The sequence below is a fragment of the Streptomyces sp. NPDC045470 genome, assembly GCF_040646595.1.
Lineage (GTDB): Bacteria > Actinomycetota > Actinomycetes > Streptomycetales > Streptomycetaceae > Streptomyces.
Map to the genome: position 1 here is coordinate 332640 of NZ_JBEZAN010000004.1, position 26225 is coordinate 358864.

Sequence of the window (26225 nt, forward strand, 5' to 3'; positions counted from 1 at the left end):
GGGAGGTGAGCGGTGGACCGCAGACGGCTCTCGCGCCAGGAACTGCTCCGGGCCCGGAGCGGGGACGGCTTCGTCGGCCGGGAGAGCGAACTGGCCGCGTTCCGCGCGAACCTCGGCCGGGACACCGCCGATCCGGATTTCCGGTTCCTGCACCACCTGCACGGCCAGGGCGGCGTCGGAAAGACCTCCCTGGTCCGGCGCTTCGAGCAGATGGCACGCGAACGGGGAGCGCTGACCGTCTGCACGGACGAGTCGGTGCACAGCGTCCCGGAGGCGATGGCCGAGATCAGTGCCCGGCTGGCCCGCCAGGGCGCCGCGCTGAAGTCCTTCGACAAGCTGCTGGCCACCTACCGTGAGCGGCGGCACGAGGCCGAGGCGGCGCTCGCGGGCCCGGACGAGCCGGGTGACGAGGCGCCGCCCTCGCCCGGCAACATGATCATCGCCAGAGCGGGTATGGCGGGCCTGGGCCTCATCCCGGGCGTCGGGCCCTTCACGAGCGTGGTGGACACCACCCAGGTCGCCCGGGGCACCGAGCGGCTGCGCAGCCGCATCGGCGCGCGGCTGCGCAACCATGACGACGTACGGCTGGTCCTGTCCCCGGTCGAGGTGCTGACCCCGGTCTTCGTACGGGAACTGAGCGACGCCGCCGACGCCGTACCCGTCCTGGCGCTGTTCTTCGACACCTACGAGGCGACCGGCCCGCTCCTGGACACCTGGCTGCGCGACGTCCTCTTCAGCGACCGCTACGGCCCGCTCGCGCAGAACGTCATGGTCACCCTCTCCGGCCGGGACGCACTGGACCGGGGCTGCTGGGCCGACCACCTCGAACACGTCACCGACGTACCGCTGGACGCCTTCACGGAGGCCGAGGCCCGGCAGTACCTGTCCGCCAAGGACATCACCGACCCCGGCACCGTCGACGCCATCCTGCGGCTCTCCGGCGGCCTCCCGGTGCTCGTCTCGACGCTCGCGGGCAACCGGCCACGCGCGGCGGAGGCCGTCGACGACCCCAGCGACACGGCCGTCGAACGCTTCCTGAAGTGGGAGACCGACCCGGTACGGAGGGAAGCCGCGCTGGCCGCCGCCCTGCCGTGCCACCTGGACGAGGACGTGTACCGGGAAGCGGTGGACGCCGAGGCCGCAGGACACTTCGGCCGGCTGTGCACCCTGCCGTTCGTCACCGAGCGCGGCGGGCGGTGGCAGTACCACGAGGTGGTCCGTACGGCGATGCTCCGCCTCCAGCGCCGCCGCTCGCCGCGCCTCTGGGCCGAGCGGCACGGGCGGCTGGCGGAGGCCGCACGGCGGTGGCGGGCGGAGTGCGCGGGGGACGGCCCGGACGGCTCCGGGGGCGGGGGCGGCAGGTACGGGGAGGACAGCGACGCGGGCGCGTGCCACCGCGACGAGCGGTGGCGGGAATTGCGGCTGGGGGAGATCTACCACGGGCTGTGCGCCGACCCGCGGGGGTTCCTGCCCGAGGCCCTGTCCGAGGTGACGGCCACCGCGCGGTACGAGCCGCCCGCCGTACGCCTGGTCGCCGAGACCGTACGGAAGGCCGGGGCGGACGCGGACGCGCCCGAGGTACGCGACTGGGGTGAACGGCTGCTGGCCGCCCTCGACGGGGCGGAGGGGCTGACGCAGGCCCTGACCACGCTGCTCGCCCGGCCCGGTCTCGGCGCGCCGGAGCAGGCGCTGATCCACCGCCTGCGCGGCCGGGAACACCGCAAGGCCGAGTCGTGGCAGCAGGCGTTCGCCGACTTCGACCGGTGCCTGGAGCTGGCACCGGACGACGCGCACGCGCTGGTCGGGCGAGGGCTGACCCACCGGTACCGGCGCGACTTCGAGCCCGCCGTCCAGGACTTCACCCGGGCCCTGGCCCTCGATCCGCGCTCGGTCACCGCAGCCTTCCACCTCGGCGAGGCCAACCGCCTCATGGGCAGGTACGAGCAGGCGCTGACCGCGTTCGACCGGCCGCTGGAGCTGGACCCCCGTTACCCGCCGGCGCACGGCAGCCGCGCCGTCTGCCTGCGCCACCTGGGCCGCCACGAAGAGGCGCTGGCGGTGCTGGAGCACGCCATCGAGCTGTACCCGGACTACGCCTGGGCGATGGCCGAGCGGGGCATGACCTACCGCGCCATGGGCCGGTACACCGAAGCGCTGGCGGAGTTCGACCGGGCGCTGGCCGTCAACCCGGTCTACGCGTGGGCCGCCGGAGCCCGGGGAAGGGTCGCCCTCCTCGCGGGGCGGCCCGCGGAAGCGGTGGCGGACTTCGGCCGGGTCGTCACCCTCGGGGCGGCCGATGCCTGGCTCCTCGCCCGCCGCGCCAAGGCACACGCGCTGCTGGGGGCGGCGGAAGAAGCGCTTGCCGACTACGACAGGGCACTGGCCGAAACCGACCGGTCCGCCGTGCCGGACGAGGCACGGGCCGCCTTCCAGGCCGGGCGCGCCGGATGCCTGCGCCGCGCGGGACGGCTCGACGCGGCACGCGAGGCCGTCGAGACGGCCGCGGCTCTCGCGCCGGACGCACTGCCGGTGCGGTACGAGGCCGCGCTCCTCACCTGCGCCGCAAGCGGACCACGGGCCGCCGCGCCCGCCTGGGAAGCGCTACGGGACGGCGCGGAGGCCCGGCCGCCGGACGGTGACGACTTCACCGGCCCCGCCGTCGCCGCCGCCGTCAGCCGCTGTGCCCTTGCCGACTGGACCGGCGCCCATGCCGTGCTCACCGGCCTGCTCGACGACGGTGCCTCCTGGGAGCGCCTGGCCGAGGTGGAGTCCGGGCTGCGGGACCTGGCCGGGGCGTGGCCGGGCCCGGACGCGGCGGGAGCCGAACAGTTGGCAGCCCTCCGCCGCGTACTCCTGGACCGGATGACCGAAGCAGCCGCCGAGCACGCGCGGTGACCGCCGTCCTCACCCGTCCCCCGTCTCCGCCTCCGCCTCGTGCTGGAGGATGCACTGCTGCCACTGCGCCAGTGCTTCCGCGCGGTCGCCGCCGGTGTCCTCGGCGGCGGAGATGAGGGCGTCGGCGGCCATCGCGGCCAGCCGGACGGTGATCTGACACACGTCGCGCTGCGAGAGCGGGCGGAGGAGTTCCACGGCGCCGTCGCTGTCACCGGCCAGGGCGCAGGCCACGGTGGCCATGGCGGTGCGGTCCCACTCGAAGTCGGGCATGGCAGAAGCCTTCCCACGGCACGCCGGACGTATGGCCTCGGTGCGCAGGGGGCACGACTGTGTGGATCGGGACCGTAGTGATCAAAAGCCTCCTCCGGGGTGACTGTTCGCATAGCGTTCCTTGCCCGGAGTTGACTGTTCTTGGTCGATTACAGTGCTGCGGCAGGGGGCGCGTAAGGACCCCGTAAGGGAAGTGGTGGGCCACGGGGAGGGACGAGCGTGAGCACAGCGGCAGGCGGCGCGGCCATCTGGGGCCGCGCCGAACAGCAGGACTTCCGCAGCCGGGTACGCGGCTGCCTGTTGGGCGGGGCGATCGGTGACGCACTCGGCGCCGGCATCGAGTTCAGCTCGCTGGACGCGATCCGCGAGGCCCACGGCCAGGACGGTGTGACGGACTACGTACCGGCCTTCGGGCGGCGCGGCACGGTCACCGACGACACCCAGATGACGCTGTTCACCGTCGACGGGCTGATCCGGGCCCAGGTGCGGCGCGACACCGGCGCCTGGCACCCGCCCACCGACGTGCACCGCGCGTACCTGCGCTGGGCCGCCACCCAGCGCGACTGGGGCCCCGACGAACGCAAGGAGGACGACGGCTGGCTGGCGCGCGAGGAGTGGCTGTACGCGCAGCGGGCACCCGGCCGGGCCTGCCTGTCCGGGCTCGGCGACGACGTGATGGGAACGCTGGAACAGCCCAAGAACCCCACCTCCAAGGGGTGCGGCGCGGTCATGCGGTCGGCGCCCTTCGGGCTGCTGGTCGGCTGGGAACCACAGCTCGTCTTTCAGCTCGCCGTCGAGTGCGCCGCGCAGACGCACGGCCACCCGACCGGCTACCTCGCGGCCGGCGCCCTGGCGGTGATCAACCACTCGCTGGCCCGGGGCGAGGACCTGGACAGCGCCGTACAGAAGTCCCTGGCCCACCTGGCCACCCGGCCGGACCACGAGGAGACCGCCGAGGCGCTCAAGCAGGCGCTGGGCGCCGTACGGCAGGGGATGCCCACGGCCGCCCGCGTGGAGTCGCTCGGCGAGGGCTGGACGGCCGAGGAGGCCCTGGCGATCGGCGTGTACTGCGCGCTGGTCGCCGAGGACGTCCGGCACGGGCTGCTGCTGGCGGTCAACCACGGCGGCGACAGCGACTCCACCGGAGCCATCTGCGGCAACCTCCTGGGCACCCTGCACGGTGAGACGGCGCTGCCGCCCGTGTGGCTGGCCGAGGTGGAGGGCCGCGCGACGATCCTGCAACTCGCCGACGACTTCGCCATGGAGATGACACAGGGCCCGGCCCTGCACGGACCGGGCAACTCCGCGCCGGGGTGGCTGGAGCGGTATCCGCGGGCGTGACGGTTGCGGCGGTGGGGGTTCGGGGCGACGCCTGGGCCCACCCCATGGGGGGGGGTACCGCAGCCCGCTCCATGGGCCGGCATGCAACTCGCTCCATGGGCGGCACCGCAGCCCACTCCGTGGGCGGTCCGGTGCGCAGCTCACCTCAGGGTCCGGCACGCACCCACTCCACGGGCCGGCATGCAGCCCACTCCGTGGGGCGGTCCGGTGCGCAGCCCACTTCAGGGCCCGGCACGCACCCACTCCCTGGGCTGGTGTGCACCCACTCCATCCGCCGGCACGCAGCCCGCCCCATGCGTCCACCGGGGGCAAATCGAACGGACTCAGCCCCCCAGCGGGGGAATACCCGGGGGCGGCGCACCGGACACGCCGGAGGTCAACTCGGCTGGCGACCGCAGGCGTTCGCATTGTCCCGCTTTGGGGGCGCCTTGGTCGACAAACCCTCCCCGGGCATGCGAGAACAGCCCGAGGGGACCGCAGGCGGTCCACGCCGTAGCCGTACGAGGGGGAGAGAGATCATGGGCCGCTACCTGCTGCGCAGGCTGGCCGGTTACCTCGTCCTGGTGGCCGTGGCGGCGTCCCTGACGTATTTCCTCGCCGGGCTGAGCCTGAACCCGCGGGCCCGGTTCGAGAACCGCAACCCGCCGCTGCCCGAGGCCGCCGTCACCCGCACCCTCGACGACGTCAACATGAATCCGGACACCCCGGTGGCGGCTCGCTTCGCGCGCTGGGCCGGCGACGTCGTCCACGGCGACCTCGGCCGGACCCTCTCCGGCGACTCGCTCAACGACGACTTCGGCCGCCGGGTCGGTGTCAGCACCCGGCTGCTGCTCCTGGCCACCTTCGCCGGCTCGGCCCTCGGCGTCGCCGTCGGCGCGTACGGAGCGATCCGCCAGTACCGGTTCTTCGACCGGTTCTCCACCCTCGCCTCGTTCTTCGTGCTGGCCATGCCGGTGTTCGTGGTCGGCGTCGCCCTGAAGATCGGCGCCACCGCCCTCAACGACGGTACGCAGACGATCAAAGTCCTCGGCGAGTACGACGCGCAGTACGCCGGCCGGTGGGACCCCGCCGCCCTGTTCAACCGCGCCCAGCACATGCTGCTGCCCGCTCTGACCCTGATCATCGTGCAGGTCGCCCTCTACAGCCGTTACCAGCGCAACACCATGCTGGACGTGCTCGGCGCCGACTTCCTGCGTACCGCGCGCGCCAAGGGCCTGCGCCGCCGCACCGCGCTGTTACGACACGGGCTGCGCACGGCCGTCCTGCCGGTCGTCCCCCTGCTGGTCTACAACATCGTGCTGCTCTTCGCCGGTGCCACGTTCGTCGAGAAGACCTTCGGCTGGCACGGCATGGGCGAACTGCTCGTCGACTCGGTCGCCGGGCAGGACGTCAACGCAGTCGCCGCGGTGGGCCTGTTCACCGCCGTACTGGTGCTGGCGGCGGGGCTGCTGTCGGACCTCCTTTACGCGGCGCTGGACCCCCGCGTAAGGGTGCGGTGATGCGTACCGCAACCGGCGGCCGTACGCCCTGGCCCGGCCGTACGCCGTGTTCCGACCGCCCGTCACGTGGCCGCCGTACGTCGCGTGACGGCCGCCCCTCGCGGTCCGGCCGTCCACCGCGTGACCGCCGCCCGTCCCGCGCGCGCCTCACCGCGCGCCGCTTCGCGCGCAACCGGCTCGCGACGGCCGGGCTGGCGCTGCTCCTCCTGCTCTTCCTCGCCGCGTACGCCGGCCCGCTGCTGACCCCCTGGGACCACCGCACCCACGACTTCCTCAACTTCCTCTCCGGACCGTCCGCCGAACACTGGTGGGGCACCACCCAGAGCGGCCTCGACCTGTACGCGCTCACCCTGCGCGGGCTCCAGAAGTCCCTGGTCATCGGCATCCTCGTGGGAGTGGTCTCCACCTTCCTGTCGGCCGTGGTGGGCGCCTTCGCCGCGTACTTCGGCGGCTGGACCGACCGCGTCCTGACGGGCGTCGTCGACCTGCTGCTGGTGATGCCCGCATTCTTGGTCGTCGCCGTCCTGTCGCCGCTGGTCCGCGGCTCCGGCTGGCCGGTCTTCGTCGTCCTGCTGGCCGCCTTCAGTTGGATGATCACCGGGCGGGTGGTCCGCAGTGTGACGCTCACGCTCAAGGAACGCGAGTACGTCAAGGCGGCCCGCTACATGGGGGTACCAGGGCCGGTGATCGTCTTCCGGCACATCCTGCCCAACATGGCCTCCCTGCTGATCATCGACGCGGTCATCCAGGCCGGGGCCGCGGTCATCGGGGAGAGCGGACTGTCGTACTTCGGGTTCGGGGTGCAACCGCCGGACGTGTCGCTCGGCACGGTCATCGCCGACCACACCAACATGGCCGCGAGCTACCCGTGGCTGTTCTTCTTCCCCGCCGGGTGCCTGGTGCTCATCGGCGTCTCCCTCGCCTTCATCGGCGACGGGCTGCGGGACGCGCTGGACCCCGACGCGGCGGGGGCGCAGGCGCGCGCCAAGGGGCGCGGGAAGCGCGGGAAACGCGCCCTCACGGAAGGCCGCCGCCGGTGACCGGACAGCGTGCCGCCGGCCCGGACCCGGCGGCCGCCCGCCCCGCCCTCCAGGTGACGGACCTGCACGTCACCTTCCCCGGCGAGCACGGCCCCGTGCACGCCGTACGCGGTCTGAGCTACGCCGTACGGCCCGGCGAGGTGCTCGGCATCGTCGGGGAGTCCGGCTCGGGCAAGTCCGCCGCCGCCCAGGCCGTCCTCGGACTGCTGCCGGACGGCACCGGCGTACGGGGCTCCGTCGTACTGGACGGCCGGGAACTGCTCGGACTCGGCGACGCCGCGCTGTCCAAGATCCGCGGCAACGGCATCAGCATGGTCTTCCAGGACCCGCTGTCCGCCCTCACGCCCGTCCACAGCATCGGCAGCCAGCTCGTCGAAGCACTCCGCGTCCACCAGGACCTGAGCCGCAAGGCCGCACGGGACCGCGCCGTCGAACTCCTCGCCCTCGTCGGCATCCCCGACCCGCGGCGCCGCGCCGACGCCTTCCCGCACGAGTGCTCCGGTGGGATGCGGCAGCGCGTGGTGATCGCCATGGCCATCGCCAACGGCCCGCGGGTGATCGTCGCGGACGAGCCGACCACCGCGCTGGACGTCACCGTCCAGGCGCAGATCCTGGACGTCCTGCGGACCGCCAGGGAGGTGACCGGTGCCGCGATCGTCCTGATCACCCACGACCTGGGGGTGGTCGCGGGGTTCGCGGACCGGGTGCAGGTCATGTACGCGGGCCGGTCCGTGGAGGCCGGTACGGTCGACGAGATCTACTACCGGCCCCGGATGCCGTACACCATCGGCCTGTTGGGCGCCACACCCCGCCTGGACGGACCCACGGGCGTACCGCTGACCCCCGTCCACGGCACCCCGCCGTCCCTGACGGAGCTGCCGCCCGGCTGCCCGTTCGCCCCGCGCTGCCCCGTCGCCGTCCCCCACTGCCGCGAGACGGAACCCGACCCGGCCCCGGGCGTGCCCATGGCCGCCACCGTAACCACGGCTCCACCAGCTCCACCGGTTCCACCAGATCCACCGGTTCCACCAGATCCATCAGCCCCATCGGCCCTCACTCAGGTCCCCCCGGCCACTGCCGTTCCTCAGGCCACCCCCGCCACCCGGGCCACCATGGCCCCCGGCCATGCCGCCGCCTGCCACCGCAGCGGGGAGATCGCCTCGGGCGCGTTGCCGCGGGCGGGGATCTTCGCGGGGGCAGGGGGGACGCCTTCGGGCGGGGGCGGTTCACCTTCGGACCCCGGCGGTACGGGCACGGCCGGTACGGGTACGGGCGGTACGGGCTCTCGCAGTACGGGGACGGGCGCTACGGCCACCGGCGGTACGGGCTCCCGCAGTACGGGGACGGGCGCTACGGCCACCGGCGGTACGGGCTCTCCCAGCACGGCCACCGCCCCCGGTGGCGCTTCCGCCGCCCCACCCCGTACGGACCGCGCGCCTATCGGGGCGAATCGAACGGCCCGGTCCCCCCAGCAGGGGGTTACCCAAGGGCGGCAGCCCGGAACCGTGCCGCCCGCCCCGCCACCTGCCCCGTCGCCCGCCGCGCCACCCACCCCCCGCCCCGCCATCCTGGAAGTCGAAGCTCTCGTCAAGCACTTCCCGCTCACCCGGGGCACCTTCGTCAAGCGCACGATCGGCGCCGTGCGGGCCGTGGACGGCATCAGCCTGGTCGTACGGGAGGGGGAGACGCTCGCTCTGGTCGGCGAGTCGGGTTGCGGCAAGACCACCACCCTGATGGAGATCATGGACCTGGCGGCCGGGCAGGCGGGCACCGTCCGCCTCTTCGGCCGGGACGTACGGGACCTGGACCGCGCCGTGCGCCGCGCCCTGCGCCGTGACCTCCAGATCGTCTTCCAGGACCCGACGGCCGCACTGGACCCCCGGATGCCGGTCGGCGACATCCTCGCCGAGCCGCTGCGCACGCACCGCTGGCACAGGGACCGGATCGCCGCCCGCGTCCCCGAGCTGCTGGAGACGGTCGGCCTGGCGGCCGCGGACGCGGGGCGCTACCCGCGCGAGTTCAGCGGCGGCCAGCGTCAGCGCATCGCCGTCGCGCGTGCCCTGGCGCTGGAACCGCGGCTGCTGGTGCTGGACGAGCCGGTCTCCGCCCTCGACGTGTCCGTGCAGGCCGGTGTGCTGAACCTGCTGAACGAGCTGAAGGCCCGGCTCGGTCTGAGCTACCTGCTCGTCGCCCACGACCTGTCCGTCGTCCGGCACAGCGCCGACCGGGTCGCGGTCATGTACCTGGGCCGCATCGTGGAGTCGGGCGACACCGCGGACGTGTTCGCGGCGCCGGCGCATCCGTACACGCGGGCCCTGCTGTCCGCCGTACCGCTGCCCGATCCGCGCAAGGAGAGGGCCAGGACCCGGATTCTGCTGGGCGGCGACCTGCCGAGCCCGGCGGACGTGCCGTCCGGCTGCCGGTTCCGCGGCCGCTGCCCGCTGTACGCGGCGCTCGGCGCGCCGGAACAGCGGCGCTGCGAGCAGCGGGACCCGTCCCCGGCACCCGTCGGGCCCCGCCACGAGTCGGCCTGCCACTACGCGGGGCACCGGCCGGACACACCGCCCACCGGAGGCTGAAGAACACCTCCCGCACCACGCCCTCCCTGTGTTTTCGTCAGTCCAGTCCAGTCGAGAAGGGGAACGTCTCCGCAATGAAACTCTCCAGAGTTCCACTCGCCCTCGTCGCCACCGTCGTGGCGTCGTCCTTGGCGTTGACCGCGTGTGGCGGGTCGGACGACAAGGGCGGTGACGGCAAGGCGAAGCAGCCGCCGAGGACCACCGCGCTGGACATCAACAAGACCGACCCGGCGCGGCTGGCCCAGGGCGGCACGCTGAACTGGGCGATAGACCAGTTCCCCGTGCAGTTCAACGAGATGGAGACGGACGGCAACCAGGCCGCCACCAATGCCGTCGTCGAGGCCCTGCTGCCGTCGCTGTGGCACTCGGCGCCCAACGGCGAGCAGGTGCCCGACAAGGCGTTCCTGCTGGACGCCGCCAGCCGTACGGAGGGCGGCAAGCAGATCGTCACGTACCACCTGAACCCCAAGGCGAAGTGGTCCGACGGCACGCCGATCACCTACCGGGACCTGGAAGCCAACGTCCGGGCGCTGAGCAGCAAGGACCCGGCGTACAAGGTCGGTTCGCCGGCCGGGTACGAGGACGTGTCGTCCGTGCGCAAGGGCAAGGACGACCATGAGGCCGTACTGACCTTCGGCAAGCCGTACGCGGACTGGCGCGCCCTGTTCGGAGCGCCCAACAACACCCCGCTCTACCCGGCGAAGTACATGGCCGACGCGAAGAGCTTCACCACCGGCTACCTCAACAAGATCCCGGTCACCGCCAACGCGTACAAGCTCGGCGGCATCGACAAGACCGCGCAGACCGTCACCCTGGTGCCCGACCCCGCGTGGTGGGGCGCGAAGCCGAAACTCGACAAGATCGTCTTCCATGCGATGACGACCGAGTCGATGCCCGCCGCCTACGCCAACGGTGAGATCGACTACTTCGACCTGAACGCGAGCGTGGCCGCCTTCAAACAGGTCTCGGGCGTGAAGACGGGCGAGATCCGCGAGGCCGGCGGCCCCAACTACCGGCACCTGACCTTCAACGGCAAGAGCCCGAAGCTCAGCGACCCGAAGGTACGCAAGGCGCTGTTCAAGGCCACCGACCGCGAGACGCTCGTGAAGTCCGGCCTCAAGGGCCTCAACTGGGAGGGCACGCCGCTGGGCAACCACTTCCTCATGCCCAACCAGCAGGGTTACCGGAACAACGCCGGCGACCTCGGCACGTACGACCCGAAGGCCGCCGCCCGGCTGCTGGACGAGGCCGGCTGGAAGCTGGACGGCGGCAAGGTACGCAAGAAGGGCGGCGAGGAGCTGAAGCTGCGCTTCGTGATCCCCACCGGCCAGCCCGCCGCGAAGAACGAGGCCACCATCCTCACCCAGATGTGGGCCGAGGCCGGGGTCCGGCTGGACATCCGGACGGTGCCCGTCAACGAGTTCTTCGACAAGTACGTGACCCCGGGCGACTACGACGTGGCGCCCTACAGCTTCTCCCGTACGCCGTTCGCCGCGACCGGCTCCAGCGGCACCTACGCCCGCGACGGCGGCGGCAACGACTCCAAGACCGGCAGCGCCAAGCTGGACGACCTGCTGGACAAGGCGGGCCGCAGCGCCGACCAGGCCGCCGCCCTGGAGGCCGTCAACGCGGCCGACGCGGAGGCGTGGCAGGTGGCCGGCGTCCTGCCGACCTACCAGCTCCCCGAGATCACCGCGGCCAAGAAGAATCTGGCCAATCTCGGCGCCCAGGGCATGGCCGACATCGCGTACGAGCGGATCGGCTACACGAAGTAGTTCGCGAAATCCGCCGTGGGCGAGGGGCGGCGGGCCGCACGGCCGCCTCACCGTGGTGGCGCACGGTGTCCGGGCCCGCCGGCCCGCCCGGACACCGTGCGGGCAGCGGTGCCCGTACCGCCGGTGCCGACGCCGTCCCCGCCACTTCCGTCCGCACCCGCACCCGCGTCCCTGCCCTCGTCCTCATCCTCATCGTCGCCGGAGTTGATACGGGCGAGCACCGCGTCCCGCTCCGGCGTGTCCTCCGGCTTGAGGAAGCCGATCACGACGTACAGGACCAGCGAGGTGGCCACCGGCGCGACGATCTGGACCTGGAGCTGGACGCCGGTCAGTCCGTAGTTGGTGAGCCAGAAGGCGAACAGGCCCGCCGCCCAGGACACCAGCGCCGCGGTCGGCCCGGACCTGCGGAACCGCGGCACCATGCCGAGCAGGAACGGGATGGAGATCGGCCCCACCAGGCCGGCCACCCACTTGATGACGACGGTGATGATGTCCTTGAACGTCGGCGAGTTCACCTGGGTGGCGATGGCCATCGACAGGGCCAGGAAGGCGACGGTGGACAGCCGCGCGGCCAGCAGACCCGCCCGGTGCGACCAGGCACGGGCCCGCGCGCCCAGTTTCGGCAGCGCGGGCGCGATGTCACGGGTGAAGACGGCGGAGATGGCGTTGGCGTCGGACGAGCACATGGCCATCGTGTGCGAGAAGAAGCCGACGATGACCAGGCCCAGCAGGCCGTGCGGCAGCAGGTGTTCGGTGAGCAGCGCGTACGAGTCGGACGCGTCCGGCTTCTCCGCCTTCACCAGCAGCGGCGCGACCCACATGGGGAAGAAGAGCACCGCCGGCCACACGAACCACAGGGCGGCGGACAGCCGCGCCGAACGCCGTGCCTCGCGCGCGCTGCGGGTGGCCATGTAGCGCTGCGCCTGGTTCCACATGCCGCCGCTGTACTCGAACGTCTTGATGAAGAGGTACGCGAGCAGGAACGTCAGCGTGTACGGGCCGACCGTAGGCTGTGTGTGGCTGTCGGGCAGCCGGTCCCACACCGTCCACAGCGCGCTGACACCGCCCAGCTCCGCCAGTACGGTCACCAGCATCGCCACGCCTGCCAGCAACTGGATGACGAACTGGCCGAGCTCGGTGAGCGCGTCCGCCCACAGGCCGCCGACGGTGCAGTAGACGCCGGTGACCACGCCGGTGATCAGGATGCCCTGGTTGAGGGAGAGCCCGGTGAAGACGGACAGCAGGGTGGCGATCGCCGCCCACTTGGCCCCCACGTCGACGACCTTCAGCAGCACGCCGGACCAGGCGAGCGCCTGCTGGGTGGGCAGGTTGTAACGGCTCTTGAGGTACTCCAGCGGCGAGGCGACACGCAGCCGCGAACGCAGCCGGTTCAGCCGCCCGGCGAACAGGCGCGCCCCGATGGCGATCCCCACCGCGATGGGGAAGGACCAGGTGACGTAGGACGTGACGCCGTACTGGTAGGCGATCCCCGCGTACCCGGTGAACATCACGGCGCTGTAGCCCGACATGTGGTGCGAGATGCCGGACAGCCACCAGGGCATCCGGCCGCCCGCGGTGAAGAAGTCGCTGACGTCGTCCACGCGCTGGTGGGACCACACGCCGATCGCGACCATCACACCGAAGTAACCGATGAGCACGGCCCAGTCGAGACTGTTCATGCCCCCTCCAGGGGTCCGCCTTGTGAACGGGAAACACATCGCCGTACGTTCCGCGGGGCGGCGCCCCCGTGCGGGAGCGGGGACTTCGGGGATTGAACCGTTCATGGCGAGGGATGGTCAAGGGTGCTGGTGGTCAAGGATGTGAACCTATGCCAGCCAGGCGAACGATTTGGTGTCCTCCTGGCTGGTGGAGGAGTTGTCGGGTGCGGCTCCCGGAGCCGACGCTGAGCGCATGCTTCGCCGGGAGCCGGGAGCCGGGAGCCGGGAGCCGGGAGCCGGGAGCCGGGAGCCGGGAGCCGGGAAGAGGTAGGGGGCGAGGCCCAGGGGGAGGCCGGGGAGGGAAGCGGCGTGCCAGTGAGGTGGTACGGCGGAAGCGGCGCCTAGCGCATGATCTCGCCGGCGTTCACCAGCAGCGACTGGCCGGTGATCGCCCGCGCCCGGTCGGACGCCAGGAACACCGCCGTCTGTGCGACATCGGCGTCCGTCGCCATCTCCGGCAGTGCCATCCGCGCGGTGAGCCGGTCCAGCACCTCGCGCTCCGGCACGTCCTCGGTGTGCGCCGCGTACCGGACGTACGCCTCGACCTGCGGCCCCCACATCCAGCCCGGCTGCACGGTGTTGACGCGTATCCGGCGCGGCCCCAGCTCACGCGCGAGCGAGTACATCGCCGAGACCAGCGCGCCCTTGGACGCCGCGTACGCCGCCTGCCGCACCTCGGACGGCGCGGCGACCGACGACTGCGTGCCGATCAGCACGACCGACCCGCCGCCGCGCTCCGTCATGGACGGCAGGCAGGCGCGCGCCATGCGCAGCGTGCCGAAGAGGTTGACGTCCACGACCCGCTGCCAGGCGTCGAAGTCGGCGTCCGCCAGCCCGCCGAAGTACGAGTCCAGCGCGGCCACCTGAACGATCGCGTCGACACCGCCGAAACGTTCGGCCGCGAGCGCGGCCAGTGCCGCGCACTGCTCCTCGTCCGCGATGTCCGTCACCCGCCAGGCGACGCGCTCGCCCGACGGGTCGGCCTGCGCCGCCGTCTCGGCGAGGCGGGACTCCGTACGGGCGCCGAGCACCACCGAAGCGCCGTCCCGTACGCATGCCGTCGCCACCTGGTGGCCGAGCCCGGCGCCGACGCCCGAGACGACGACGGTCTTGTCCCGCAGCAGCATGCGCGCCCCCAGCCCGACGGGATGTGACGAGCCGTCAGGATAGGTGCGCGGGATCTCGATGGCTACGGGCGCGGCGCCCGCAGTGTCTTCGCCGGCCGCAGCAGCCCCTCCTGAATCTCCTCCGGCGGACGCGTCACGAAGGACAGCCGCACGGTCCCCGCGTCGGCCGGCCCGGCGTAGGAGCAGAGGTGCCCGCATGGTGAACCGGGGGTGGCGGGTACGGGTGCCGTGGGCTCCGCGCCTCTCCTCAACTGACGCGGCGTCAGCTACACCTCTGGGTATGACCCGGAACCCCGGCACGGACGAGCACGCGACAACGGACCTGGACACGGAGACGGGCGCAGCCACGGATGCGGAGACGGACGCAGGCGCGGCAACGGGCGCGGACGCCGAGGCTGACGCGGACACCCGCAGCGGGACCTACGCCGAACTGGCCGCCGTCGGCCCCTACGGCGTGCGCCCCGGGCACGCGCTGATCACCATGGTCGAGCCGCATCCCGGCCACGAGTCCACGTACAACCGCTGGTACGAGGACGACCACTACCTGGCCGGCGCGATGGCGATGCCCTGGATCTTCGCGGGGCGCCGCTGGGTCGCCACCCGGGACCTCCGGCTGCTGCGCTACCCCGCCCGGTCGGCCGTCGCCCGGCCCGTCACCGCCGGGTGCTACCTCTCCACGTACTGGATCACCGAGGGGCGCTATGACGACCACCTGCGGTGGACCGTCGCCATCAACCGGCGGCTGAACGCCGACGGCCGGATCCACCACGACCGTACGCACGTCTTCACGGCCTTCCACGACCACCAGGCCACCGTCTACCGGGACGGCACCCACGGCCCCCGTGACTTCCACGCCCTGGACCACCCGTACGCCGGCCTCGTCGTCGAGATCGTGGACGCGGAGGGTGCTCCGGGCCGTACCGCGCTGCTGCGGTGGCTGACCGAGGAGCGGCTGCCGCGCCGGCTGGCGGGCTCGCCCGCGGCCATGGTGACGGTCTTCCGGCCCAGGCCGCTGCCTGCGGACCGGATGGCGTACGTGCGGCAGGTGGAGGGTGCGGACACCCGGCTGACGCTGCTGTGGTTCCTCCAGGCGGACCCGCGAGCGTGCTGGGACCGGTGGTTCACGGGGCTGGACGGGGAGGTGGCGGCCTCGGGGCTGGGGCAGGTGGAACTGGTCGCGCCGTTCGTCCCCACCGTGCCCGGGACCGACCGGTACGTGGACGAGCTGCGCTGAGGCGGTGGGGAGGGCCGCCCCGCGCGCTCGCGGGCAGGGCCGAGCCCCCTCGGCCGGGACGGCGATCCAGTCGAGAGGGCTCTGGGGTGGTGCTCGTCATGCGGTGTACGGCATCAGGCCGGGACCGGCCGGACCGGACCGGGAGGTCCGGATCAGGTCAGGTCGTACGCGCCTTTGCTCACGTCCCCCACGAAGGAGTTCCACGCGGAGGTGTCGAAGGTCAGGCGCGGGCCGTCGGGGTTCTTGGAGTCGCGGACCGCGATGGCGGCGGGCGCCGGTACGGCGACCTCGACGCAAGCGCCATTGCCACCGGAGTACGAGGACTTCGTCCAGGAGAATGCGGAATTGGGCTGAATGGCCATGTTCACTCCGACTCGATCTGAGTTGCACCGCGTTGCCGCGGATTCGGTAGTCCCGACGCTACGCGCCAACATCACCGGAGGCAGGAGTAGTTCACCCATCCGTATGGCATATTCCTTGATCTCTTTCCAAGTGGCAGCGTCTCGGTGTACGGTGCCGGACTTCCTTCCGGAATCCTGGATTCGGCCATCCTGGCGCGGTGATCAGGTCATGCTGTCCGCGTGCTTCTTCGCCGCCGCGGCGATGAACTCCCTGCTCTGGTCCGCACTCAGCGCCTGGGCCCGCAGATGTTCGTACATGATCGTGTACTTGTGCACATCGTTGGTCTTCTCCAGGTACAGGTCGCTGGTGACGCCCTCGATGTAGACCACGCTCGAATCGGCCGCGTCGTCGAACTCCAGGATCGAGAACGTGCCCGACATACCCGCGTGCGCGCCCGCGTCGTACGGCAGCACCTGCACCGTCACATGCGGCAGGTTGCTGACCTCCACGAGGTGGTCGAGCTGCTCGCGCATGATCAGGTGGCTGCCCACGACCCGCCGCAGCGCGCTCTCGTCCAGGACGACCCACAACCGCAGCGGGCTGTCGGGGTGATTGACCCGGTCCTGGCGGCGCATCCGCACCTGAATGCGTTTCTCCAGCTGCTCCTGCGTCAGCTCGGGGACCGTGCCGGGAATGACGGCCTCGGCGTAACCGGACGTCTGCAACAGGCCCGGTACGAGCAGCGACTCGTACACCCGCAGCGAGGCCGCCTCGGTCTCCAGGCCGATGTAGACGCTGTACGGGATGTCACCGAACGCGTGCCACCAGCCCTGCTGGCGGGAGTCCTTGGCCATCTGCATCAGCGAATCCACGACCCGGTGGTCGTCGACCTCGTACACCCCGCACAGGTCCCGGACATCACGCTGGCTGATGCTGCGGCGGCCGTTCTCCAGCCGGCTGATCTTCGACTGGGACACGAGCAGGCGCTCGGCGACCTCCTCGGCCGTCATGCCCTTCAGCTCGCGGAGCCTGCGCAGCTCCTGGCCCAGCCGGCGCCGCCGGACGGTGGGATTGATGTTGGACGCCACGGGACGTGCACCTCCGGCTCCGTACTGCTGATTTCTCCTGCTCAGCAGATTGCCATCCCAGGTCCGCGCAGCGCAGTGGAATGGACACACAAGGCGAGCGGACGTGCGCGCGGGGTGGCGGCCCGGCCGTCGTCCGGAACGGCCGGGCCGCCACCCCGCGTTTGCTGCGGCTCCCGAACGGGACCGTGGGGACGGTGGTGCTGGTGCTGGTGCTGGTGCTCGGTGCGCCTGACACGCACCGAGCGGGTGCCGCGTGGTGTGTGTCCGTGCTCTGCGCGACGTGCCGTTACCGCCGCGGTGCCGGGCTCGTCGTCGGCGTGCGCCGACGCGAGACGTCAGCGTGCGCCGACGCGGGCCATGGACCCGTGCCGGGGCTGTACCGGTACGCCCGCCGGCTCGGCTGCCACGCGGGTCGCGGGCTGCCTGCCCGCACCCGGCCCGGCCGCCGCTCCGGACACCGTCACCGGTGCGCGCCTCGGCTGTGCCGCGACGCCGTTCTGCACATCCATGACGGCATGTGCGACCAGCCCGCCCATCGGGTCGTGCCGGATCAGGTCCCGGAGGCGGGAGCGCGAGGAACGCCCCTCGTTCCCGGGATACAGGTGCTTGCCGAGACCGACCGCGTGGGCCAGAGCGGCGAGCGCCGCGGTCCGCGGGTCCGGCGGTACGCCGGTGCGGATCGCGTTGTCCAGCCGGTTCTTGATCTCCCGGCTGATGGCCGTGTCCGTCGCCTGGTAGCGAGTCGTCGGCAGCACCCCGCACATCTGGCCCGCCACGGCATGGACCATGCCGCACCGCTCCAGATGCGTGAGATACGTCTGGCGCAGCCCCAGCCGGGGCCCGCCGATCCAGTGGACGGCGCGCACCGGGCTGCCGCGTCGGCGCAGCAGTTCGAGCGCGGAGTCCAGAGTCGGATCTCCGGTCGGCCGTGGCAGCACCACGGCGATACGATCCCCGTCAGGGGCTATCCGTCCGGCCAGAGCCAGCTCTACTAGCTGGGCCCCGGCCAGACCGAGGTCGAGCGACTGCGGCTGCGCTGTGGTTCCCGTTGCCGGGTCCAAAGCGAGCAGCAGAAGCTCCTCCGGAATTGTTCTGCGGCTCCTGCCCATCCATGCCTCCCCGCGTGGATGAATGACAGGGTGACCCCTCTCACATTCATCTGTCGAGAGTGCCTGGGGGGTTAGGCAGGGAACCTGTAGGTATGTCGTTGTCGTCTAGCTCCTTGGCGACGCCTTCTGTGGGGCGGGGCGCCCAGCGTTTCGCGTGGCGGTGCGGACGTGCCTCGCGGACACAGGACACTTGGGAACACTGGGCCAGACAGAGCGCGACGTATCGCGGACGTGTGAAGGAGACATAGGTGGCGGGCGAGTCCCCCGGCAAGCCGGAGCAGAAGCAGTCGTCGGGGGAGACGGCGGGGAGCGAACGCGATCCGCGGCTCGCGGTCTTCCGCGAACCGAAGGCCGACCCGGCCGACCCGGAATCGAAGAACGGCACGGCGGACGACGCCGGGTCCAAGGCTGCGGACGAGGGCACGGGCGAGGCCGCGAAGGCGGGCAAGGCAGGCGAGGCGGAGAAGACCGCTGCGGAGCCGGCTGCGGAGCCCGGCGGCGAGGGCCGTGACGAGCGGCTGCGGGAGGCGGTCGCCGCCTGGGTGGCGAACTCGGACGGCGAGGACGCGTCCGACGGGGACGCTTCCGGAGCCGATGCCTCTGGTGGCGTCGCCTCCGATGGCGACGCAGGGGCCGGAGCGGAAACGCGTGCGAAGGCTGAGGCGGACGAGGCCCCGGTGACGAAGGTGACGAAGTCGTCGAAGGCATCGAAGGGGAACGACGAGGAGAAGGCCGGCGGCGCCCCCGAAAAGGCTCCCGAGGCCACTTCCAAGACCGCCCCTGAGTCTGCCCCCGAGCCCGCTCCCAAGGGTGCCTCGAAGGCTGCTGAGGGCGCGGCTAAGGGCAAGACCGAGGCTGAGCCCAAGGACAAGTCCAAGAGCGGGTCCAGGGATGTCTCCAAGGGTGCCTCCAAGGCGGGTGAGGCCGCTGCGAAGAGCTCCTCCGGTGCGGCGGCCGACGGCCGGCCGAAGGCGGACGAGGGCAAGCCGAAGGCGGCCGAGGAGCAGTCGAAGGCGGTGGACCAGCCGACGGCGATCTTCAAGATGCCGAGCGCGGAGGAGCCTGCCGACGACGCGACCCGAGCGTTTTCGATCGCAAACCGAAAGGGGTCGGACGCCGAGGTTCCGGCGACGTCCGCCAAGGACGCCGGCAAGGCCGGGAAGCCCGGATCAGAGGACGCCGGGACCGACGCGAAGACCGACTCCAAGGCCGGCACCGAGGCTGAAAAGCCCGGTGGCAAGCCCGGTGGCAAGACCAGCGGCAAGCCGGAGGACGAGCCGGCCGCCGACCAGCCGACCACCGCGATAAAGGTCGTACGGCCTGCCGGTGCCGCGGAGTCGGACGGCGAGCGGACCAGCCAGTTCGTGGCCCTGAAGTCCACCGACCCGCAGCCGATCAAGCCGCCGCGGCCGGTCACGGGCGACAAGCCGGGCAAGGGTGGCAAGCCCGCGGCCGAGGACGCCGCGAAGACCGAGGGCAAGCCCGGTACCGGTGCCAAGTCCGACGCCAAGGCGGGTAAGAAGGCGGGCGCGAAGCCCGCCGCCGAGCCGGACGTCGCGCCGGGCACGAAGTGGGGTGCGAAGGCCGCCGGGACCGAGGCGAAGCCCGCCGCGCCCGAGGCGCCCGCCGCCGCGGCGTCCACCGGCGCCACCGCGCTGCCCGACTCCGAGCGCACCAAGCAGCAGCCGCTGCCGCCGCTGGACCTGCTGGCGCAGCTCACCAACACCCCGCCGCCGCCCGAGACCCCGCTGCGCACGGTCGCCCGCCGGTTCAAGATCTGGACCCCGCTGGTGATCCTGCTGGCGATCATCTTCGTCGTCGTCCAGCAGGTGCGCCCGCTGCCCGACCCGACGCTGGCGCTGGGCGGGAAGTCCGCGTACACGTTCGCGGGCGACGCGTTCCAGATGCCGTGGCCCGGTGAGGGCCAGGCGGCGGCGCGGGTCGTCGGCGTGGGTGACGTCGGCACGTACGGGCCCCAGAAGCCGGTGCCGACGGCCAGTGTCGCGAAGGTGATGACCGCGCACCTGATCCTCAAGAACCACCCGCTCAAGCCGGGCGAACAGGGCCCCAAGATCAAGGTGGACGCCACGGCCGTCAAGGAGTCGGGCGCCGAGGACGAGTCGCGGGTCAAGGTCAAGGAAGGGCAGTCGTTCACGGAGTTCCAGATGCTCCAGATGCTGCTCATCCCCTCCGGCAACAACATCGCCCGGCTGCTGGCGCGCTGGGACTCGCCCCAGGACGAGCAGGCGTTCATCGGCAAGATGAACGCCGAGGCCAAGGCCCTGGGCATGACGAACACCACCTACACCGACTCCAGCGGGTTCAAGGACTCCACGAAGAGCACGGCGGTCGACCAGCTCAAGCTGGCCGAGGCCGTGATGAACAACGAGGTCTTCCGCAAGATCGTCGCCATGCCGAACGCCCAGGTGCCCGGTCTCGACCAGCGGCTGGAGAACAACAACAGCGAGCTGCTGATCAAGGGCACGGGTGTCCTGGGCATCAAGACGGGATCCAGCACCCCGGCCGGCGGCGCGCTGATGTGGGCCGCCCGGCGGACCATCGACGGCAAGCCGCACACCATCGTCGGGGTGACCATGGACCAGCACTTCAAGGGCCTGGACCCCAACGCCGAGAACAGCCTGCGGCTCGTCCGCGACCGGAGCTACAAGATGATCAGGGCGTTGCAGGACGCCATGACCTCTGCCGACGTGGTCAAGAAGGGTGACGTGGTCGGTTACGTGGACGACGGTCTCGGCGGACGGACGCCGGTGGTCGCGACCAAGGACTCCAAGGCGGTCGGGTGGCCCGGCCTCAAGGCGAAGTTCTCGATCGACAGCGGCCGCACTCCCGTACCGCACGAGGCGAAGGCCGGGACGGTCGTGGGACAGCTGAACATCGGCAGCGGCCCCGGCCGGGCGACGGTGCCCGTAGCGCTCCAGAAGGATCTGGCCGAGCCGTCCTTCGGCGCGAAGCTGAAGCGCATCGCCTGATCGTCGGACTCACCGGCGGCCTGGCTCCCGGGCGGGCCGTCGGCGGGTCTCCCGTCTTACGGCGTGAACCGTCGAGGCCCCGGCAAGCAGCGGTTTGCCGGGGCCTCGGCCATGCCCGGCGTGCGGCCGCCGCGCACCGGCAGGCCCCCGCCTGCTGCTGGGCGGCGGCTGTCGTACGGTCTAAGCGTGTCCGCACAGGCATCGTCCCGACCCTCCCGCTGAAGCGGAGTCCGCCATCGACGTAGCGCAAACCGCATACGCGTCCCCCGCGCGCGCCCGGAGCATCTGGGTGTCGCGGGGGGCCGTCGCGTTGTACCCCGCCACCTTGATGCTGCTGCTGGGTCTGTGGGGCATCCGCCGCCAGGGCAGCATGTGGCGGGACGAGGCGGTCACGTACGACATGGCGCACCGCACCCTGGCGGAGCTGTGGCCCACCCTCCAGACCGTGGACGCGGTGCACGGTCTCTACTACGTGCTCATGCGCGGGTGGTTCCTCGTCTTCGACGGGGGTGTGGTGGCCCTGCGACTGCCGTCGGTGGTGGCGATGGCGGCGGCCGCCGCCGGGGTCACCCTGCTCGGCAGGCAACTGGCGGGCCGGCGGGCGGGGCTCTTCGCGGGTCTTGTCTTCGTGCTGCTGCCGACGGTGCAGCAGTACGCGCAGGAGGGCCGCTCCTACGCGATGGTCTGCGCGCTGGTGGTGTGGTCCACCTACCTGCTGGCGCGGGTCACCGCCCGGCCCGGCAGGCGCCTGTGGGTGGGGTACGCGGCACTGTCGCTGGCCGCCTGCCTGATGCACGAGTTCGCTGTACTGGTCCTGCCCGCGCACGGCGCCGCCGTCGCCCTGTCCGGGTTGCCGCGCGCGGTGCGCAGGGCCTGGTGCGTGGCGGCGGCCGCGGTGGTCGTCGGCCTGGTGCCGCTGGCCCTGTTCAGCATGGGGCAGTCGGAACAGCTCAGCTGGCTGCAATGGCCCAACCCCGTCCAGTTGGGCACTTTCATCGCCCTGGTGCTGGGCGGCCTGCTCTGCTCCCGTGCCCCGGTCGCCCGCGCGGGCCGGCGGCGGCTGCGGCTGCGGCCGGTCGCGTTCCCCCTGCTGGTCCTGCCCACGGCGCTGCTGGTGCTGCTCTCCCAGCTCAAGCCGATGTACGTGGACCGCTACGTCCTGTACTACGTGGCCGGGTTCGCCCTCCTGGCGGGCGCGGCGCTCGACTGGGTGCTGCGCCCGCCCGGCCGCCGCGGCCAGACCCGGCGCAGGGTGCTGTACCGGTCGGCGGCGCTCGTCGTGGTCCTGGCGCTGCTCGTCCCCGTCAACGTCTTCCTGCGCAGCCCGCAGAGCCGTACCGACGACGCGATCGCGGTGACCCAGGCCGTACGGGAGCTGTCGTCGCCCGGCGACGGCCTGCTGTTCCTGCCCGCGCGGCGCCGGGTGTGGGCGGCGGCCGCGCCCCACGAGTTCCACCGCCTGCGGGACCTCGCGCTCGACGAGAGCCCGGTCGCCTCGCACACGCTGTACGGCACCGAACTGTCCGGCGACCGCGTCCACGGGCACATGATGCGGGCCCGCCGTATCGTCGCGGTCGGCGACGCGAAGGGGCAGCCGCTCGACCGGACCGATCAGGAGATCGCCAAGCGGACCACCTTGGAGTCGGCGTTCCAGGTCTGCGCGACGAGGGACGTGAAGGGTGCGAGCATCACGCTGTACGCCCGTCCTGGGCACTGCTGAGGGGTAACGGTCCCGGGTACTTACGCGCCGGAGTACCGGCCCGGGGTACTTACGCGCTCCGGCCGTCCTCCCGCCCCGCTTCCGCCGCTTGCCCGTCAAGCAGCGCCGCCTGAGCAGCGCCGCCTGTCCGCTGGAGCAGCCCCGCCGCCTCCGCATCCAGACCCAGCAGGTCACGCAGGGCCTCCACCCCCGTGGGCGTCAGCCGTACGGCCCGGCCGCTGCCGACGCGCCGTACCCACGCCCGTTCCAGCAGCCCCGCGCAGAGCCGGGCGCCCGCCACGCCTGCCAGGTGCTGCCGCCGCTCGGTCCAGTCCAGGCAGCCGCGCGCCGTCGGGCGGCGGCCCGCGCGGAGCATGGCGGTGTCGGTGGCGAGGGCCTCGGCGAACCAGGCGCGGCCGGCGCCGGTGAGCGCGAACCCGCCGTCCTGGTCGATCAGGCCGCGCCCGGTCATCGCGTCCGTGACGGCCACGCCCAGCCGCCCTGCCAGGTGGTCGTAGCAGGTACGCCCGCGGGCCAGCGCCGCCGACGCGTTCGCTGCGCGCAGCCCGCGCGGCCGCTCGGCGGGTGGGTCGAGGTGCGCGGTCAGCCCCTCGATCAGTTCGGCGACGCGAGGGCTTGCGAGCTGCACGTACCGGTGCCGGCCCTGTCGGTGCTCCACGAGCAGCCCACCCTCGGTCAGCCGCGTCAGGTGCTCGCTCGCACTGGAGGGCGCGACCCGCGCGTACGCGGCCAGCTCACCCGCCGTCCAGGCCCGCCCGTCCAGCAGGGCCAGGCAGAACGCGGCCCGGGTCCGGTCGGCGAGCAGGCCCGCGAGACGCGCGAGCCCGACGCTGTGCGCCGGTGCCGCGTCCGGCGGCGGTGCCTGCGTGGTCATGGGTCCATTGTGCGGGGGCACGTTTCGGCCGGGCCCGAAACAAGGCGGTTCTACGGTCCTGGCATGCAGACCTTGGACGTGGACGACATGGACGACGTGGACGTCACGGGCGACCTGGACAGCACACGCGGGGGTACCGGCCCTGACCTGCTCACGGACCCGGGCTGGGGAGTGTCGCCGGTACCGGAGGACGCACCCGAGGGCACGATGGCCTGGCTGCGGGCGCGGGTGGCCCGCTTCAGCAGCGGGGAAGCGCATGCGCGGCGGCGGGCACTGGCGACCGAAGCGCTTGATGCGATCGGTGCACTTGATTTTCCCGGTTCGGCGGGTTCGGTGATGGCGTCGGGTTCGGTGGGTGCGTCGGGTGCGTCGGGTGCGTCGGGTGCGTCGGTTTCGACGGGTTCGACGGGTTCGACGGGATCGCCCGGTGGGCCGGACGCGGCCGTGGCGCTGCGCGCCGCGGTCCTGCGCGACGCGACGCGCGTCCGGACGCAGGAGCTGCTGTGCGCCCCCGGCCCGATCGAGGTGATGGCCCGAGTGGCCCGCGTCGTGCCCGCCGAAGTACTCGCCGCGTCGCTCGGCCTGCCGGTCACGGCGGACACGGCCGGGCTGGTGGGGGACGTGGCCCGCGCGTACCACGCGCACGGCGGGACGGTCCCGGCCGCGGACCGCGCCCTCACCCGGCTCGTGGCGGACTGCGGCGGTACGTGGGACGAGGCCACCGCGGCCCGCATCGGCCTGCTGGTACAGGCGTACGACGCCACGGCGGGGCTGATCGGGAACGCGGCGTACCTGTCGCTGTCGGGAACGGGGCACGCGCCGGAGCTCCTGCCCGTACCACCGTGCGCCGACCCCACCACGGACCGGCTGGAGCAGGCCCTGCGCACCGACCCACCCGTACGGGGCACCCTCCGCGCCCCCGTGGACGGCGGCGACCCGATACGGGTCGGCCTGGTCGCCCCCGACGGATCGCTGGCCTTCGGCGCCGGGGCGCACGCCTGTCCCGGGAACGCTCACGCCCGGGCCCTCGCGGCCGGAGTGCTGGACGCGTTGCTCGCGCGCGGCTGCCGCCTGGTCCGCCCGGACATCGCGTACGAGCCGTCCGTGAACCTGCGGGTGCCGGCGGCGCTGGAGGTGGTGTGCGCGTGAGTAAGGACCGGAACCGCACCTTCCACGCCCTGCACCACGCCGACGCGCCGCTGCTGCTCCCCAACGCCTGGGACGCCGCCTCCGCAGCCGCCCTCGCCGCCGCGGGCTTCGCCGCGATCGGCACCACGAGCCTGGGCGTCGCGGCCGCCCTGGGCGAACCCGACGGGCAGGGTTCGGCCCGCGTACGGGACGCCATGGTCGCCCTCGCGCGACGGCTCGGCAGCCGCCTGACCTGCCCGTACACGGTGGACATCGAAGGCGGCTTCGGCGGTGGGCCGGAGGAAGTGGGCGCGCTGGCGGCGGAGTTGGCGGAGGCGGGTGCGTCCGGCGTCAACCTGGAGGACGGGCTGCCGGGCCGGACGGGGGACGGCCCGCTGGTCGCGGCCGCGCGGCAGGCGGAGCTGATCCGCGCGGTCAAGGAGCATGCGCCGGGCCTCTACGTCAACGCCCGTATCGACACGCACTGGCTCGTGGACGACGTGGCGACGCGGCCGCTGGACGAGACGCTGGCCCGCGCCGAAACGTATCTGGCGGCCGGGGCGGACGGCGTCTTCGTGCCGGGCGTCGCCGACGAACGGGCGGTCGGCACGCTGGTCGCGGGCATCCCGGCACCGCTGAACGTCCTGTACACGCCGGGCCCGGACGGAGGCCGGGGCCGCCTCGCCCGCCTGACCGAGCTGGGCGTACGGCGCGTCAGCACCGGCTCGCTGCTGTTCCGTTCGGCGCTGCACGCGGCCGTGACACTCGCGGAGTCCGTACGTGCCAACGGGGCCGACGGGGCCGACGGGGACGGCAGGGACGATGGGGCGGACGAGGCGGGCGGTGGCGGTGGGGCAGGTGTTCTCGCCGGTGTGCCCGGTTACGAGGCGGTGCAGCGGCTGGCGGAGTGACGGGCCCGACGGGACGAAGGAGGGGCGAGGAGGGGCGGGGCGAGGGCCTGGACGTACGGGACGCGGGCGCTGCCTTCGGCCGCTTCGGCTCAGACCTGCTGCGCCTGGCGGCGCCGGTGCACCGCGATGCCCGCACCCGCCGCGCCGAGTACACCGGCCGCGGCCGCGAGCCCGCTCGCGGGGAGCCCGCCGATCCGCTCGGCGATCCCGGCGAGGCCGTCCTCGGGCAGCACGGCGGACAGGCGGCCCGACGCGTGCTGGGTGGCGGCTTCGGCAGGGGCGGTGGGGGTTTCGGCGGTGGCGGCGGCGAACGCGCCGCCCGCCGGGAGGAGCAGGGCGGCCGCGACACCGGTCGCGACGGCGGCGGTACGGATCACGGAGCGGCGCTTTGCCCGCATGGAACGACTCCTCGTCGTGGCGGCCCGGACCGGACTGCCGTAGGTCTGCTGGTTCGAAGACGAATGTACGAGGCGTCTTTCACGGCGATCCGTAGGTTGTGTAACAGCCTGGGCCATCTCTGCGGTCAGTGATGTCACGGCATGGGCGCAGGTAACCGTACGCGCGCCGCCACTATGGGTAACTTTG

19 protein-coding genes are annotated in these 26225 nt (G+C 72.6%); 11 read left to right on the forward strand and 8 right to left on the reverse strand.

Going from position 1 to position 26225, the window contains the following annotated elements; translation table 11 throughout:
- Positions 1 to 12 precede the first annotated feature (12 nt).
- Positions 13 to 2895, forward strand: a complete 2883-nt coding sequence (locus AB0A97_RS15845) for a tetratricopeptide repeat protein (protein ID WP_361149471.1) — start codon at positions 13 to 15, stop codon at positions 2893 to 2895.
- 9 nt (positions 2896 to 2904) lie between these two features.
- Here AB0A97_RS15845 and AB0A97_RS15850 read toward each other — a convergent pair whose 3' ends face one another.
- Positions 2905 to 3165, reverse strand: coding sequence for a hypothetical protein (locus AB0A97_RS15850; RefSeq protein ID WP_030021897.1), 261 nt, complete (start codon positions 3163 to 3165; stop codon positions 2905 to 2907).
- Between the two features lie 219 nt (positions 3166 to 3384).
- On the opposite strand from AB0A97_RS15850, the gene AB0A97_RS15855 reads away from it, so the two are divergent.
- From AB0A97_RS15855 to AB0A97_RS15875, 5 genes are all read left to right on the forward strand, one after another.
- Positions 3385 to 4506, forward strand: coding sequence for an ADP-ribosylglycohydrolase family protein (locus AB0A97_RS15855; RefSeq protein ID WP_361149474.1), 1122 nt, complete (start codon positions 3385 to 3387; stop codon positions 4504 to 4506).
- A 518-nt stretch (positions 4507 to 5024) separates the two neighbouring features.
- Positions 5025 to 6005, forward strand: coding sequence for an ABC transporter permease (locus AB0A97_RS15860; protein WP_361149477.1), 981 nt, complete (start codon positions 5025 to 5027; stop codon positions 6003 to 6005).
- Complete coding sequence (locus AB0A97_RS15865) at positions 6005 to 7045, forward strand: ABC transporter permease (RefSeq protein ID WP_361149479.1); 1041 nt, start codon at positions 6005 to 6007, stop codon at positions 7043 to 7045. Before AB0A97_RS15860 ends, AB0A97_RS15865 begins: the two co-directional genes overlap by 1 nt.
- Positions 7042 to 9624 carry a dipeptide ABC transporter ATP-binding protein gene (locus AB0A97_RS15870; protein ID WP_361149482.1) on the forward strand — a complete coding sequence of 861 codons (2583 nt, stop codon included), beginning with the start codon at positions 7042 to 7044 and terminating at the stop codon, positions 9622 to 9624. The genes AB0A97_RS15865 and AB0A97_RS15870 overlap by 4 nt, the downstream gene beginning before the upstream one ends.
- A 74-nt stretch (positions 9625 to 9698) precedes the next feature.
- Entirely contained in the window at positions 9699 to 11399 is a 1701-nt protein-coding gene (locus tag AB0A97_RS15875) for an ABC transporter family substrate-binding protein (RefSeq protein ID WP_361149485.1), read from the forward strand.
- A gap of 47 nt (positions 11400 to 11446) precedes the next feature.
- Here AB0A97_RS15875 and AB0A97_RS15880 read toward each other — a convergent pair whose 3' ends face one another.
- Together AB0A97_RS15880 and AB0A97_RS15885 are read right to left on the reverse strand one after the other, a co-directional pair.
- On the reverse strand, positions 11447 to 13078 hold the full coding sequence (locus AB0A97_RS15880) for a sodium:solute symporter family protein (RefSeq protein ID WP_361149488.1): 1632 nt from the start codon (positions 13076 to 13078) through the stop codon (positions 11447 to 11449).
- Between the two features lie 380 nt (positions 13079 to 13458).
- A complete protein-coding gene (locus AB0A97_RS15885) occupies positions 13459 to 14244 on the reverse strand; it encodes an SDR family oxidoreductase (RefSeq protein ID WP_361149491.1) in 786 nt (261 codons plus the stop codon).
- A gap of 280 nt (positions 14245 to 14524) precedes the next feature.
- Between AB0A97_RS15885 and AB0A97_RS15890 the strand changes: the two genes are divergently transcribed.
- Positions 14525 to 15478, forward strand: coding sequence for a hypothetical protein (locus AB0A97_RS15890; RefSeq protein ID WP_361149495.1), 954 nt, complete (start codon positions 14525 to 14527; stop codon positions 15476 to 15478).
- A 152-nt stretch (positions 15479 to 15630) separates the two neighbouring features.
- Here the strand turns inward: AB0A97_RS15890 and AB0A97_RS15895 are convergent, their stop codons facing one another.
- From AB0A97_RS15895 to AB0A97_RS15905, 3 genes are all read right to left on the reverse strand, one after another.
- A complete protein-coding gene (locus AB0A97_RS15895; protein ID WP_361149498.1) occupies positions 15631 to 15840 on the reverse strand; it encodes a DUF397 domain-containing protein in 210 nt (69 codons plus the stop codon).
- Positions 15841 to 16041: 201 nt separating this feature from the next.
- Positions 16042 to 16908, reverse strand: a complete 867-nt coding sequence (locus tag AB0A97_RS15900) for a helix-turn-helix transcriptional regulator (RefSeq protein WP_361149500.1) — start codon at positions 16906 to 16908, stop codon at positions 16042 to 16044.
- Between the two features lie 335 nt (positions 16909 to 17243).
- Complete coding sequence (locus AB0A97_RS15905) at positions 17244 to 18017, reverse strand: GPP34 family phosphoprotein (RefSeq protein WP_361149503.1); 774 nt, start codon at positions 18015 to 18017, stop codon at positions 17244 to 17246.
- 248 nt (positions 18018 to 18265) lie between these two features.
- Here AB0A97_RS15905 and AB0A97_RS15910 point away from each other — a divergent pair, with 248 nt between their 5' ends.
- Together AB0A97_RS15910 and AB0A97_RS15915 are read left to right on the forward strand one after the other, a co-directional pair.
- Positions 18266 to 21007: a D-alanyl-D-alanine carboxypeptidase gene (locus AB0A97_RS15910; RefSeq protein ID WP_361149506.1), complete on the forward strand. Its 2742-nt coding sequence runs from the start codon at positions 18266 to 18268 to the stop codon at positions 21005 to 21007.
- 328 nt (positions 21008 to 21335) lie between these two features.
- The gene (locus AB0A97_RS15915; protein WP_361150169.1) at positions 21336 to 22727 is read left to right on the forward strand and encodes a glycosyltransferase family 39 protein; all 1392 of its coding nucleotides are present in this window, start codon (positions 21336 to 21338) and stop codon (positions 22725 to 22727) included.
- A 49-nt stretch (positions 22728 to 22776) separates the two neighbouring features.
- On the opposite strand, the gene AB0A97_RS15920 is transcribed toward AB0A97_RS15915, so the two are convergent.
- Positions 22777 to 23601, reverse strand: coding sequence for a winged helix-turn-helix domain-containing protein (locus AB0A97_RS15920; RefSeq protein ID WP_361149508.1), 825 nt, complete (start codon positions 23599 to 23601; stop codon positions 22777 to 22779).
- A 63-nt stretch (positions 23602 to 23664) separates the two neighbouring features.
- On the opposite strand from AB0A97_RS15920, the gene AB0A97_RS15925 reads away from it, so the two are divergent.
- Both AB0A97_RS15925 and AB0A97_RS15930 read left to right on the forward strand, forming a co-directional pair.
- A complete protein-coding gene (locus AB0A97_RS15925) occupies positions 23665 to 24750 on the forward strand; it encodes a hypothetical protein (protein WP_361149511.1) in 1086 nt (361 codons plus the stop codon).
- Positions 24747 to 25640 carry an isocitrate lyase/phosphoenolpyruvate mutase family protein gene (locus AB0A97_RS15930; protein ID WP_361149513.1) on the forward strand — a complete coding sequence of 298 codons (894 nt, stop codon included), beginning with the start codon at positions 24747 to 24749 and terminating at the stop codon, positions 25638 to 25640. Before AB0A97_RS15925 ends, AB0A97_RS15930 begins: the two co-directional genes overlap by 4 nt.
- 89 nt (positions 25641 to 25729) lie before the next feature.
- Here the strand turns inward: AB0A97_RS15930 and AB0A97_RS15935 are convergent, their stop codons facing one another.
- Positions 25730 to 26038, reverse strand: coding sequence for a hypothetical protein (locus AB0A97_RS15935; protein WP_361149516.1), 309 nt, complete (start codon positions 26036 to 26038; stop codon positions 25730 to 25732).
- Positions 26039 to 26225: the final 187 nt, after the last annotated feature.